This is a genomic window from Polaromonas sp. CF318 (assembly GCF_000282655.1).
Taxonomy (GTDB): domain Bacteria; phylum Pseudomonadota; class Gammaproteobacteria; order Burkholderiales; family Burkholderiaceae_C; genus Polaromonas.
The window spans coordinates 1-12,030 of the sequence record NZ_AKIV01000039.1 but is presented as its reverse complement, the minus strand read 5'-3'; the positions used below and the strand labels follow the sequence as shown (position 1 = coordinate 12,030).

The window sequence follows — 12,030 nt, the reverse complement described above, 5'->3', positions numbered from 1 at the left end:
GACGCAGATTTACACAGATTGAAGACAAAGAGTTCTGTGTTTAAGACTTCACACTGTCTCCATGGGCGGCCATACGACTTGCATCGCTTTTGTCTTTATCTGCGTAAATCTGCGTCATCTGCGGATATGAATTTGTCCGCACATGCGCAGGCTCCGTCCTTTTCGGTGAACCTGGGCTAAGTGGCCGCATCTCATACATTTAAAGGTCAGCCGCAGTTTTCTGGCAAAAGCCCAGGAGGCCTTATTTCACCAGCTTGAACGGCACCACCGTCTGGTGCTGCTCACCCAGCCCCTCAATCCCCAGCGACATCGTGTCGCCCTTTTTCAGGAAGACCGGCGGCTTCATGCCCAGGCCTACGCCGGGCGGCGTGCCGGTGGTGATGACGTCGCCGGGCTCCAGAGTCATGAACTGGCTCACATAGCTGATGATTTTGGCGACGCTGAAGATCATGGTGCGGGTAGAGCCGTTTTGCACGCGCTTGCCGTTGACTTCCAGCCACATCGACAGTTTTTGCGGGTTCGGTACTTCGTCGCGCGTGACCAGCCAGGGGCCCAGGGGGCCGAAGGTGTCGCAGCCCTTGCCCTTGTCCCAGGTGCCGCCGCGCTCGATCTGGAATTCGCGTTCGCTGACGTCGTTGATGGTGCAGTAGCCGGCCACGTGGTCCAGCGCCGATTTTTGCGAAACATAGCGGGCCTGCTTGCCGATGATCACGCCGAGCTCGACTTCCCAGTCGGTCTTGACCGAGTTCTTGGGCAGCATGATGGGGTCGTTGGGGCCCTGGATGCAACTGGTGGCCTTCATGAAGACGACGGGTTCGGCCGGAATCGGCAAGCCGGACTCGGCGGCATGGTCGGCGTAGTTCAGGCCTATGGCGATGAATTTGCGCGTGCCGGTGATGGGGCTGCCGTAGCGCGGCGAGCCCTTGACCAGCGGCAGCTTGTCGGTCTTGAGCTTGGCCAGCTTGGCCAGCGCGGCGTCGCCGAGCTGGTCGGGGCCTATGTCCTTGATGACGCTGCTGAGGTCGCGCAGCTTGCCATTGGCATCGATGAGGCCGGGTTTTTCCTTGCCGGGGTTGCCATAACGAACGAGTTTCATGGTTTTCCTTTCTTGAGATAACAAATGAGGCGATGTGGTGTTCAGAAATTCGATGCTTGGGATGCAGGGCAAGGCGCCCGGAGCGCAGGAACCGGAATGCACTCGTGTGCATGAGGATTCCGAGCACCGCGCAACGCCGCCATGCGCCCAATCATCGGATTTATGGACATTACATCAATAGGTGGAGCGGCCGCCGGAAAGATCAAACACGGCGCCGGTCGAGAAAGAACAATCTTCGGTGCACAGCCAGCTGACCATGGCAGCCACCTCATCGGGCGTGCCGAAGCGGCCCATGGGGATTTTTGAAAGCATGAACTGGATGAACTCGGGTGTCATCTGCTCAAAAATCGGGGTTTTCACCGCGGCCGGCGTGACGCAGTTGACGCGCACGCCGGTATCGGCAAGCTCCTTGCCCAGCGACTTGGTCAGCGCGATCACCGCCGCCTTGCTGGCGCTGTAGGCGCTGGCGTTCGGGTTGCCCTCCTTGCCGGCCACCGAGGCGATGTTGACGATGCGCCCGTAGTTGCGCGCGCGCATGTGCGGCACGACTTCGCGGCAGCAGAAGAACAGGCCGTTGAGGTTGACCTGCTGCACCTGCATCCATTGCTCGGGCGGGTAGTCCCAGAGCTTGACGTTGGGGCCGGTGATGCCGGCCGAATTGACCAGCGCGTCTATCACCGGGTTGTGGGCAAGCGTCTGTTTGACCGCCTCCACCACGCTGGCATGGCTGCCGACGTCAACCGCCACGGTGTGCACGCCGACGCCCAGGCCGGATTTCGCTTTCTCCAGCGCCTCGGGCTTGATATCCCACAAGGTGACGGTGCCGCCCGAAGCCAGCATGCGCTTGGCAACCGCAAAGCCCAGGCCGACCGCGCCGCCCGTGATCACCGCGTGCCGACCTTTCAGGTCGAGCTGGTTCATATGGTGATGCCGCCGTCGATGTTGTAGGCCTGGCCGGTCACAAAGGCGGATTCGTCGCTGGCCAGGAAGAGCACCAGCGGGGCGATTTCATGCGCCTGGGCTAGGCGTCCCAACGGCTGGCGCGCGATAAAAGCCTTGCGCGCTTCCACCGGGTCGGCGTTGGCGTTGATGCGGTCCTGCAGCGAGGGCGTGTCGACGGTGCCGGGGCAGATCGCGTTGCAGCGCACGCCGTCGGCCACAAAGTCGGCCGCCACGCTTTTGGTGAGGCCAATCACCGCGGCCTTGGTCGTGCCGTAGATAAAACGGTTGGGCAGGCCCTTGATGCTGCCGCAGACGCTGGCCATGTTGATGATGCTGCCGCGTTTTTGGGCCTGCATTTTCGGCAGCACGGCCTGGATCATCCAGAACTGCGCGCGCACATTGAGGTGAAAGGCGAACTCGAGCTCTTCGTCGGTGGCCTGCAGCGCGTTGCCGCCGTGCACAAAGCCCGCGCAGTTGAACAGCACGTCCAGCGCCGGCAGGCCGCCCACCAGCTTGTGGATGGCGGCTTTGTCGAGCACATTCAGCGGCAGCGCGGTGATGTTGGCCACGCCCTGGTAGCTTTCCAGCAGCTTGGGGTTCAGGTCGGTGGCCCAGACCTGCGCGCCTTCGGCCGCCAGCGCCAGCGCGCTGGCGCGCCCAATGCCCTGGCCGGCCGCGGTGACCAGGGCTTTCTTTCCTTCAAGTCTCATCAATGCTCCTACAGGGTTTTGCCGGATGTTGGCCCGGGGGTTTCATGGGATTATCAATTGGTCTGACCACTTGTCCAATTCTGGCTAACCCTTAAGCCGCCCGCTCTTTCTTTTTTACCCCTTCCGCATCGCCTTCCATGCCCCTGCAGACCGTCGAGCCGCAACGCCTGTACCGCCAGATCGCCGAGCAGCTGCGCACGCTGATCTCCGCCGGCGAATGGGCCGTGGGCGCGCGCCTGCCGGCCGAGCGCGACCTGGCGCGGCAGCTGGGCGTGAGCCGGCCCTCGGTGCGCGAGGCGCTGATCGCGATGGAAGTCGAGGGCTGGGTCGAGGTGCGCACGGGCTCCGGCGTTTATGTGCTGGACCGTAGCGGCGCGCCCAGCCCCGGCAACGGCCGGGCCGCACAGATTTCGCCCGACGAGTGGGGCCCGCTGGAACTGATACGCGCGCGCCGCGTGGTGGAGGGCGAAGTCGCCGCCATGGCCGCCACCCAGGCCAAGCGCAAACACATAGAGGCGATGGCCAAGGCCATCGCCAGCATGCAAGCCGACGCCGACCGCGGCGTGCTGCCGCTCGATGGCGACCGCGCTTTCCACAGCGCCATCGTCGAGTCCTGCGGCAACGTGGTGCTGATCGAAACCATACAGCGCTTCTGGGATTCACGGCGCGGCCCGCTGTTCGAACGCCTGGGCGGCCATTTTGAAACCGTGGATTCCTGGCGCTCGGCCATCACGGAGCACCAGGCGATTTTTGAGGCGGTGCGCAACCACGACCCCGATGCCGCGCGCGCGGCCATGCACGAACACATGGACCAGTCTCACAAGCGCTTCAGCGTGAGCTGGCGCCGCACCAAGCAACAGAAGACACCCAAAAAATAAGAAGAAGCATTCCCGCACCCGGAGATTTCCCTCAACCGCAACTTGGCACTACAAGAAAAGAAAGCGAGACAAGCATGAACATCCTGACCCCCACCAAGCGGCTGGCCACGGCCCTGCTGCTGTTCACCGGCCTTTGCGGCATCGCCGCAGCCCAGCCCTACCCGAACAAGCCCATCGAAGTGATGGTGGCCTTCCAGCCCGGCGGCGGCACCGATTCGCTGGCGCGCGCCTATGCCGAAGCGGCCAAAAAATACACCACCCAGTCGCTGGTGGTCTACAACAAACCCGGCGCCAGCGGCGCCATTGGTCTCGCCGACGTGGTGAACGCCAAACCCGACGGCTACAAGCTCGCCATGCTCTTCGTCGAGGTGACCATCCTCCCGCACATGGGCATCACCAAGATCACGCAGGACGATTTCATTCCGATTGCCCGCCTCAATGCCGACCCGGCCGCCATCACGGTGCGCGCCGATTCGCCCTACAACACGATTGAGGATTTCCTCGTCGCCGCCAAAAAAACCGGCAGCGACGTGAAGGTCGGCAACGCCGGCAACGGCTCCATCTGGCACCTGGCCGCCGCCTCGCTGGAAGAAAAAACCGGCGCCAGGTTCAACCACATTCCCTACCAGGGCGCCGGCCCCGCCGTTCTGGCCCTGCTGGGCGGCCATGTGGATGCCGTGGGCGTGAGCCCGGCCGAGGTCGCGGTGCACGTGGCGGCCGGCAAGCTCAAGATCCTGGGCGTGATGGCCGACCAGCGCGTCAAGGGTTTTGAGAACGTGCCCACGCTCAAGGAACGCAAGATAGACCTGTCCATAGGCACCTGGCGCGGCCTGGGCGTGGCCAAGGGCACGCCGCCGGAAGTGGTGGACTACATACGCGCGATGACCAAAAAGGCCGCCGACGAGCCCATCATGAAAGAGGTCATGGACAAGCTCAACCTGGGCTATGCCTATGCCGACGGCCCCGCTTTCAAGGCGCAGATGGTGCACGACAACGACACCTTCAAGCAACTCGTGACCAAGCTCAACCTGAAGAACTGAGGCAACGGGGCAACAGACCCCGGCTTCACGGGCTGCGCGCTGGCGCGCAGCCCGTTTTTCCCTTCATGCCAGCAAACCCTTTGAACACCTTCGAGGAGACACACCATGAATGCATTCCACAAAAAACGATTCGCCATCAAAGCCATTGCCGCCTGCGCGCTGATGGCGGGCGCCCTGGGTTTTTCCGGCCTCGCATCGGCGCAGACAAAACTGAAATGGGCGCACGTCTACGAAACCTCGGAGCCCTTCCACAAATGGTCGGTCTGGGCCGGCGACGAGATCAAGAAGCGTACCAACGGCAAGTACGAGATCCAGGTGTTCCCGGCCTCCACGCTGGGCAAGGAGGCCGACATCAACCAGGGCCTGACCCTGGGCACGGTGGACATCATCCTCACCGGCGCGAGTTTTGCCGGCCGCACCTACCAGCCGCTGGCCATCGGCTACTTCCCCTTCATCTTCCGCGATGCCGAGCACCAGCTCAAGTTCGCCAACAGCGACGTGTTCAGGGAACTGGCCGCCGGCTACGACCAGAAAAGCGGCAACCACATCACCGCGCTCAATTACTACGGCGCGCGCCATGTGACCTCCAGCGCGGCACGGCCGATTACCAAACCGGAAGACATGAAGGGCCTGAAGATCCGTGTGCCCGACGCGCCGGCTTATATGGCTTTCCCCAAGGCCCTGGGCGCCAACCCCACGCCGATTGCCTTTGCCGAGGTCTACCTGGCGCTGCAAAACGGCACGGTGGACGCGCAGGAGAACCCGCTGCCCACCATAGAAGCCAAAAAGTTCTATGAGGTGCAAAAGAACATCTCGCTGACCGGCCATATCGTCGATTCACTGCTGACCGTGGTCTCGGGCCAGCTCTGGGGCAGGCTGAGCGCCGACGAGAAAAAAATCTTCAGCGACGTGATGCTGGAAGCCGCCGAAAAAACCGGGCGCGAGATCATCGCCTCCGAGGCCCGGCTGGTCGATGAGTTCAAAAAGAAGGGCAACAACGTGATCACGGTCGACAAGAACGCCTTCCGCGCGGCGGTGCTGAAGAACACCTCGCCTGCGGATCAAGGCTACCGCCAGGCAGATTACGACCGCATCATCAACCTCAAGTGAAGGCACGCATCAAGCTACTGCGCGGCCCGATCTCGCACCTGCGGTCCTCACCGTACCTGAGTACGGTTCCGGTCCTCGGCGCGACCTCGAGCCGCTCGCTACGCTTGCTGCATGCCTTCACGGCCAGCTAGAAGCAGAAGGAGACACGATGACCGAAAAAATCATCAGCGACGATGGTTCATTCCACACCGAGGACGAGGCGGTGGACCTGTCCACCACCACGACCGAGGGCTGGGTGGCCCTGGCGTTTTTCTGGCTGCTGGGCGCCACGGTGCTGTACCAGTTCGTCACACGCTATGTCTTCAACGACTCCGCCGCGTGGACCGAGGAGATTGCGCGTTATGAGCTGATCGCCGTGGTGTTCATAGGCGCGGCCATAGGCGTGGCCAAGAACAACCATATCCAGGTGGATTTTTTCTACCGCCATATGCCGGCGAAGATGGGCCGCATCATGTCGACGGTCACGGACCTGCTACGCATCGCCTTTTACGGCGCGGCGGTATTCATGACCGTGCAGATGATGGCCAAGATCGGCAACCAGACCCGCATGACCATCGTGGACCTGCCCATGAACATCGTCTACGGCGTGTGCCTGCTGGGTTTTGCCGCCATGCTGGCGCGCGCCATCCAGGTCGCCCTGATTCATTACCGCCGCGGCTACAGCGTGCTGGAACGCCCCGAATCCACCATGCAAGACCGCTGAACGCGAAGCCCCCTCACCATCATGCTCAAAATATTTTTCCTGATCTTCATGGGCGCCGGCATCCCGGTCGCCATCGCCATGGCGGGCGCCTCGCTGGTCTACATCCTGGTCACCGGCAACCTGCCGCCCTTTGTGGTGATCCACCGCATGGTGTCGGGCATAGACAGCTTCCCCTTGCTGGCCGTGCCTTTTTTCATCCTGGCCGGCAACCTGATGAACAATGCCGGCATCACCACCCGCATCTACAACTTCGCGCTGGCGCTGGTGGGCTGGCTCAAGGGCGGCCTGGGCCACGTCAACGTGCTGGGCTCGGTGATCTTCGCCGGCATGAGCGGCACGGCGATCGCGGATGCCGCCGGCCTGGGCACCATCGAGATCAAGGCCATGAAGGAGCACGGCTACTCCTCGGAATTCGCGGTCGGCGTGACGGCCGCGTCGGCCACGCTGGGCCCCATCATCCCGCCCAGCCTGCCTTTTGTGATCTACGGCATGATGGCCAATGTGTCGATAGGCGCTTTGTTCCTGGCCGGACTGCTGCCAGGCCTGTTGATGGCGGTGCTGATGATGCTGACCGTGGCCTATTTCGCCCACAAGAACAAATGGGGCGCCGACATCAAGTTCTCGGGCAGCAAGCTGGCCAAGGCCCTGGTCGAGCTGGCGGTGGTGGCGGCCTGGCCGCTGGCGCTATGGCTGCTGATCACCAAGGCCGGTGCGCCCGCCCAGGTCACCGTGATTGCCGGGCTGGTCGCGCTGTTCGTTCTCGACAAGATATTCAAGTTCGAGGCCGTGCTGCCCATCATGACGCCGGTGCTGCTGATAGGCGGCATGACCACAGGCCTGTTCACCCCCACCGAAGGCGCGATCGCGGCCTGCGTCTGGGCCATGGTGCTGGGCTTCTTCTGGTACAAGGCGCTGAAGTTCAAGATGTTCGTCAAGGTCTGCCTGGACACCGTCGAGACCACCTCCACCGTGCTGTTCATCGTAGCGGCCGCATCCATCTTCGGCTGGATGCTGACGGCCACCGGCGTAACAACGGCGATCGCCGCCTGGGTGCTGGGCTTTACCCAAAGCCCCTGGGTGTTCCTGCTGTTGGCCAACCTGCTGATGCTGTTTGTGGGCTGCTTCCTGGAGCCCACCGCCGCCATCACCATCCTGGTGCCCATCTTGTTGCCCATCACCGCGCAGCTGGGCATAGACCCGGTGCATTTCGGCCTGGTGATGGTGCTCAACCTCATGATCGGCCTTTTGCACCCGCCCATGGGCATGGTGCTCTTCGTGCTGGCCCGTGTGGCCAATCTCTCGGTGGAGCGCACCACCATGGCCATATTGCCCTGGCTGGTGCCGCTGCTGCTGAGCCTGGGCATCATCACCTACTTCCCCAAGGCAGTACTCTGGTTGCCCAAGATGTTTTACTGAATGCGATACAACCGGGATACAACGCCCCATCACTTCCACGATGACTTCCATGACGACCCCCACGCCCTTTATTCGCCTCCACCCCGCCGATGACGTCCTGATTGCCCGCGCCCAGCTGGTGGGCGGCACCCAGGTCGAAAACATCACCGTGCGCGGCCTGATCCCGGCCGGCCACAAGATCGCCACGCGCGCGCTGGCCGCGGGCGAGCCGGTGCGGCGCTACAACCAGATCATCGGCTTTGCGAGCAAGCCGATTGCACCCGGCGAGCACGTGCACACGCACAACCTGGACATGGGGCCCGACAAAGGCGATTTCGCGCGCGACTACGCCTTCGGCGCCGACGTGAAACCGGCGCCCGCCAAACGCGAGGCGACCTTCAAGGGCATCAGGCGGCCCGACGGCCGCGTGGCCACGCGCAACTACATCGGCATCCTCTCCAGCGTGAACTGCTCGGCCACGGCGGCGCGCGCGATTGCCGACCATTTTTCGCGGCAGAACAATCCCTCGGCGCTGAAAGACTTTCCCAACGTGGACGGCGTGGTGGCGCTCACGCACGGCACGGGCTGCGGCATGGACTCCGACGGCCTGGGCCTGCAGATCCTGCAGCGCACGCTGACGGGTTATGCCACCCATCCCAATTTCGCCGGCGTGCTGGTGGTGGGCCTGGGCTGCGAGTCCAACCAGATCAATGCCTGGCTGGCCCACGGCAGCCTGCGCGAAGGTGAAACCCTGCGCGTCTTCAGCATCCAGGACACGGGCGGCACGGCCAAGACCGTGGCCAAGGGCATTGCCATGATCAAGGAAATGCTGCCGCAGGCCAACGCCGTCAAGCGCGAGCCCTGCAGCGCCGCCCACATCACCATAGGCCTGCAGTGCGGCGGCTCCGACGGTTATTCGGGCATCAGCGCCAACCCGGCGCTGGGTGCGGCGGTGGACTTGCTGGTGGCCCACGGCGGCACCGCCATCCTCAGCGAGACGCCCGAAATCTATGGCGCCGAGCATTTGCTCACGCGGCGCGCCGTGCGGCCCGAGATTGCCGAAAAGCTGATCTCGCGCATCAAGTGGTGGGAGCACTACACCGAGATCAACGAAGGCGAGATGAACAACAACCCCTCGCCGGGCAACAAGGCCGGCGGCCTGACCACCATCCTCGAAAAATCGCTGGGCGCGGTCGCCAAGGGCGGCACTTCCAACCTCGAGGCGGTGTACGAATACGCCGAGCCCGTGGGCGCGCACGGCTTCGTCTACATGGACACGCCGGGCTACGACCCGGTCAGCGCCACGGGCCAGGTGGCCGGCGGCGCCAACATCATCTGCTTCACCACCGGCCGCGGCTCGGCCTACGGTTGCGCGCCCTCGCCTTCGCTCAAGCTGGCCACCAACTCGGCGCTGTGGCAGCGGCAGGAAGAAGACATGGACATCAACTGCGGCGAGATCATCGACGGCGGCGTGTCGGTGCAGGAAATGGGGCAGCGCATTTTCGAAATGGTGCTGGCCACGGCCTCGGGCGAGCCCAGCAAAAGCGAAAAACACGGCTACGGCCAGAACGAATTCGTGCCCTGGCAAGTCGGCGCCGTGATGTAAACCTCACCCTTCTCTTCCAAGGCCCATGCAAAAGAACATCCAAGCCTCAGCCCTGCGGGCCCACTGCGCCCGCATCCTCGTCGCCGCCGGCAGCTCGGCGCAGGAAGCCGACAAAGTCGCCTCCAACCTGGTCATGGCCAACCTCAGCGGCCATGACTCGCACGGCGTGGGCATGCTGCCGCGTTATGTGGACGCGGTGCTCGAAGGCGGCCTCACGCCCAACGCGCAGGTCAAGACCGTGCTCGACGCCGGCGCGCTGCTCAGCCTCAACGGCCAGCGCGGTTACGGCCAGGTGGTCGGTGAACAGGCCATGCTGCTGGGCATGGCCCGCGCCAAGGAACAAGGCAGTTGCATCCTGGCGCTGGCCGAGTCGCACCACCTGGGGCGCATAGGCCACTTCGCCGAGATGGCGGTGGCACAAGGCCTGGTGTCGCTGCACTTCGTCAACGTCATGACCCGGCCCGTGGTCGCGCCCTGGGGCGGCGCCGACGGCCGCTACGGCACCAACCCCTGCTGCGTAGGGGTGCCGCTCAAGGACGCCCCTCCCTTTGTGCTGGACTTTGCCACCAGCCGCGTGGCCCAGGGCAAGATGCGCGTGGCGCACAACCAGGGCAAGGCCGTGCAGCCCGGCCTGCTGATCGACGAGCACGGCCAGCCGACCACCGACCCCGGCGTGGTGGTGGTGCCGCAGGCCAATGGTTTTTTCGGCGCGCTCATGCCTTTCGGCGAGCACAAGGGCTACGGCCTGGCCGTGGCCTGCGAGTTGCTGGGCGGCGCGCTGACCGGCGGCGGCACCTGGCACCACCCGACGGTGAACGTGCGCGCGGTCTACAACAGCATGCTGACCATCCTGATAGACCCGGGCAAGCTGGGCACGCAATCGGCCATGGAAACCGAGGCCCTGGCCTTTGTCGAGTGGCTGCGCAAAAGCCCGCCGGCCGACGGCGAGCACGGCGTGCAGATTGCCGGCGAGCCCGAGCGCCGCGCGCGCGTGGAGCGCGAGCGTGACGGCATAGACATTGACGCCAGTACTTGGGAAGAAATCGTGGGCGCCGCCGGCAAGGTGGGGCTCAGCATTTAGTCAAACTGCAGGCCGCCGTTGAGGTCGAGTACTTCGCCGGTGATGAAGCCGCTCAGAGGATGGGCCAGGAACAGCACGCTGTGCGCCAGTTCCTCGAGCTCACAAAAGCGTCCCACCGGGATTTTTTGCCGCAGCTCGGCCTGCCGCTCGGCGCTGACCTGCTCGGTCAGCATCTGGGTTTTGACAAAGGTCGGGGCCAGCGCATTGCAGGTCACGCCGAAGGGCGCGTATTCACGCGCGAAGCTGAATGTCAGGGAGGTGACGCCTCCCTTGCTGGCCGCATAGGCGGGCAGCGGCGACAGGCCGCCGGTTTTCGCGCCAAAAGACGATATGTTGACGATGCGGCCGAAGCCGCGCGCCTTCATGCCCGGGGCCACGCGCTGGCTCACATAGAACACGCCGTCCAGATTGATCCTCAGTGTCTTGTGCCAGAGCTCGGGCGTGGTCTGCTCGCAATTGGCATATTGCAAAAAGCCCGCGTTGTTGACGCAGACGTCGATGCGGCCGAAGTGTTTTTCAATTTGGTCGCAGGCCGACTGCACCTGGGCGTAGTCACTCACATCCATGACAAAGCAGGCCAGCCGGTCGCCGTGCTGTGCGAGTTCGCCGGCGACGGCTTCGGTGCGCAGGTCGGTTGCCGCGACGCGGTAGCCCGCATCGAGCAGCGCACGTACGGTGGCCAGGCCCATGCCGGCATTGGCGCCGGTCACGAGGGCGACCTGGTCCTGGATGGGGGGATGTTTAGGGATCATGTTTGAGGTGTTTCCGTGTTCTTTATTGAGGTTTGGGGCCGTTCCCGGCCTTGAATTGCGCCAGTGCCGCGCCAAGGCCCAGGGCCTGGATGCGCTCCAGCCAGAAGCCCACGCGCGAAGCCCAGCGGGGGTCGTCGCGCAGGACCTCGCCCCAGATGGCAGGCTGTTGCAGCAAAGCCGCCACCGTGCCGGGCGCATCGCCGCGGTGCTGCCGCGCGATGGCCTGCAGGCGCTCACCGGCAGGGTCTGAAATCGCATAAGGCCGGCCCTGCTCGTCTTCGGCCAGCAGGTAGCGCATCCAGACGGCCGCCCCAAAAGCCAACGGCTCGACGTCGGCGCCGGCGGCCAGCCGGGTCTGCAGCGTGGGCAGCCAGCGCAGCGGAATTTTCAGCGAGCTGTCCGAGGCGATCTGGTGCACCTTGTGGTGCAGGTCCGGGTTGGCAAAGCGTGCAAGCAAGGCATCGCGGTAGGCCGGCAGGCCGGGGCGCTGCAGATGCGGCATCACGGTGTCCGTCATCAGGTGGTGCACAAACCAGCGTATGTCGGCGTGGGCCACGCAATCGGCCACCGTGGGCAGGCCCATGACGGCGCCCAGCAGGGCGATGGCGGTGTGGCTGCCATTGAGCATGCGCAGCTTGGCTTCTTCAAAAGGTTTGACGTCTTCAACCACTTGCACGCCCGCGGCCGCCAGCGCCGCGCCATCGGCTGGGGGCCCAA

The 12,030-nt window shown here is 64.0% G+C and carries 11 protein-coding genes and 1 pseudogene; 7 read left to right on the top strand and 5 right to left on the bottom strand.

What is annotated here, in order from left to right; genetic code table 11:
• Positions 1 to 241 precede the first annotated feature (241 nt).
• The 3 genes from PMI15_RS04860 to PMI15_RS04850 all read right to left on the bottom strand — a co-directional run bounded on the left by PMI15_RS04860 (position 242) and on the right by PMI15_RS04850 (position 2,748).
• Complete coding sequence (locus PMI15_RS04860; RefSeq protein WP_007864546.1) at positions 242 to 1,096, bottom strand: fumarylacetoacetate hydrolase family protein; 855 nt, start codon at positions 1,094 to 1,096, stop codon at positions 242 to 244.
• 174 nt (positions 1,097 to 1,270) lie between these two features.
• Positions 1,271 to 2,017, bottom strand: a complete 747-nt coding sequence (locus PMI15_RS04855; protein WP_007864544.1) for an SDR family NAD(P)-dependent oxidoreductase — start codon at positions 2,015 to 2,017, stop codon at positions 1,271 to 1,273.
• Entirely contained in the window at positions 2,014 to 2,748 is a 735-nt protein-coding gene (locus tag PMI15_RS04850; RefSeq protein ID WP_007864542.1) for an SDR family oxidoreductase, read from the bottom strand. The genes PMI15_RS04855 and PMI15_RS04850 overlap by 4 nt, the downstream gene beginning before the upstream one ends.
• Positions 2,749 to 2,885: 137 nt before the next feature.
• On the opposite strand from PMI15_RS04850, the gene PMI15_RS04845 reads away from it, so the two are divergent.
• The 7 genes from PMI15_RS04845 (at position 2,886) to PMI15_RS04815 (ending at position 10,561) form a co-directional block, all read left to right on the top strand.
• Complete coding sequence (locus PMI15_RS04845) at positions 2,886 to 3,626, top strand: FadR/GntR family transcriptional regulator (protein ID WP_007864541.1); 741 nt, start codon at positions 2,886 to 2,888, stop codon at positions 3,624 to 3,626.
• A gap of 74 nt (positions 3,627 to 3,700) precedes the next feature.
• Positions 3,701 to 4,666, top strand: a complete 966-nt coding sequence (locus tag PMI15_RS04840; protein WP_007864539.1) for a tripartite tricarboxylate transporter substrate binding protein — start codon at positions 3,701 to 3,703, stop codon at positions 4,664 to 4,666.
• A gap of 105 nt (positions 4,667 to 4,771) precedes the next feature.
• Positions 4,772 to 5,776 (top strand): sialic acid TRAP transporter substrate-binding protein SiaP, encoded by a 1,005-nt coding sequence (locus PMI15_RS04835; RefSeq protein WP_007864538.1) that lies wholly within the window; start codon positions 4,772 to 4,774, stop codon positions 5,774 to 5,776.
• A 148-nt stretch (positions 5,777 to 5,924) separates the two neighbouring features.
• Entirely contained in the window at positions 5,925 to 6,479 is a 555-nt protein-coding gene (locus tag PMI15_RS04830) for a TRAP transporter small permease (RefSeq protein WP_007864537.1), read from the top strand.
• Between the two features lie 21 nt (positions 6,480 to 6,500).
• Complete coding sequence (locus PMI15_RS04825) at positions 6,501 to 7,895, top strand: TRAP transporter large permease (RefSeq protein WP_007864536.1); 1,395 nt, start codon at positions 6,501 to 6,503, stop codon at positions 7,893 to 7,895.
• Positions 7,896 to 7,944: 49 nt separating this feature from the next.
• On the top strand, positions 7,945 to 9,480 hold the full coding sequence (locus tag PMI15_RS04820) for a UxaA family hydrolase (RefSeq protein WP_007864535.1): 1,536 nt from the start codon (positions 7,945 to 7,947) through the stop codon (positions 9,478 to 9,480).
• Between the two features lie 25 nt (positions 9,481 to 9,505).
• Positions 9,506 to 10,561 (top strand): malate/lactate/ureidoglycolate dehydrogenase, encoded by a 1,056-nt coding sequence (locus tag PMI15_RS04815; protein ID WP_007864534.1) that lies wholly within the window; start codon positions 9,506 to 9,508, stop codon positions 10,559 to 10,561.
• Here the strand turns inward: PMI15_RS04815 and PMI15_RS04810 are convergent.
• Together PMI15_RS04810 and PMI15_RS04805 are read right to left on the bottom strand one after the other, a co-directional pair.
• Positions 10,558 to 11,313, bottom strand: a complete 756-nt coding sequence (locus PMI15_RS04810; protein ID WP_007864533.1) for an SDR family NAD(P)-dependent oxidoreductase — start codon at positions 11,311 to 11,313, stop codon at positions 10,558 to 10,560. The genes PMI15_RS04815 and PMI15_RS04810 overlap by 4 nt on opposite strands.
• A 22-nt stretch (positions 11,314 to 11,335) precedes the next feature.
• Positions 11,336 to 12,030, bottom strand: a pseudogene (locus PMI15_RS04805) (mannitol dehydrogenase family protein); the annotation flags it as partial.

Bases quoted from the DNA above. Each gene is read 5' to 3' on its own strand.
- PMI15_RS04860 (WP_007864546.1), bottom strand. From the start codon at position 1,096: ATGAAACTCGTTCGTTATGGCAACCCCGGCAAGGAAAAACCCGGCCTC.
- PMI15_RS04855 (WP_007864544.1), bottom strand. From the start codon at position 2,017: ATGAACCAGCTCGACCTGAAAGGTCGGCACGCGGTGATCACGGGCGGC.
- PMI15_RS04850 (WP_007864542.1), bottom strand. From the start codon at position 2,748: ATGAGACTTGAAGGAAAGAAAGCCCTGGTCACCGCGGCCGGCCAGGGC.
- PMI15_RS04845 (WP_007864541.1), top strand. From the start codon at position 2,886: ATGCCCCTGCAGACCGTCGAGCCGCAACGCCTGTACCGCCAGATCGCC.
- PMI15_RS04840 (WP_007864539.1), top strand. From the start codon at position 3,701: ATGAACATCCTGACCCCCACCAAGCGGCTGGCCACGGCCCTGCTGCTG.
- PMI15_RS04835 (WP_007864538.1), top strand. From the start codon at position 4,772: ATGAATGCATTCCACAAAAAACGATTCGCCATCAAAGCCATTGCCGCC.
- PMI15_RS04830 (WP_007864537.1), top strand. From the start codon at position 5,925: ATGACCGAAAAAATCATCAGCGACGATGGTTCATTCCACACCGAGGAC.
- PMI15_RS04825 (WP_007864536.1), top strand. From the start codon at position 6,501: ATGCTCAAAATATTTTTCCTGATCTTCATGGGCGCCGGCATCCCGGTC.
- PMI15_RS04820 (WP_007864535.1), top strand. From the start codon at position 7,945: ATGACGACCCCCACGCCCTTTATTCGCCTCCACCCCGCCGATGACGTC.
- PMI15_RS04815 (WP_007864534.1), top strand. From the start codon at position 9,506: ATGCAAAAGAACATCCAAGCCTCAGCCCTGCGGGCCCACTGCGCCCGC.
- PMI15_RS04810 (WP_007864533.1), bottom strand. From the start codon at position 11,313: ATGATCCCTAAACATCCCCCCATCCAGGACCAGGTCGCCCTCGTGACC.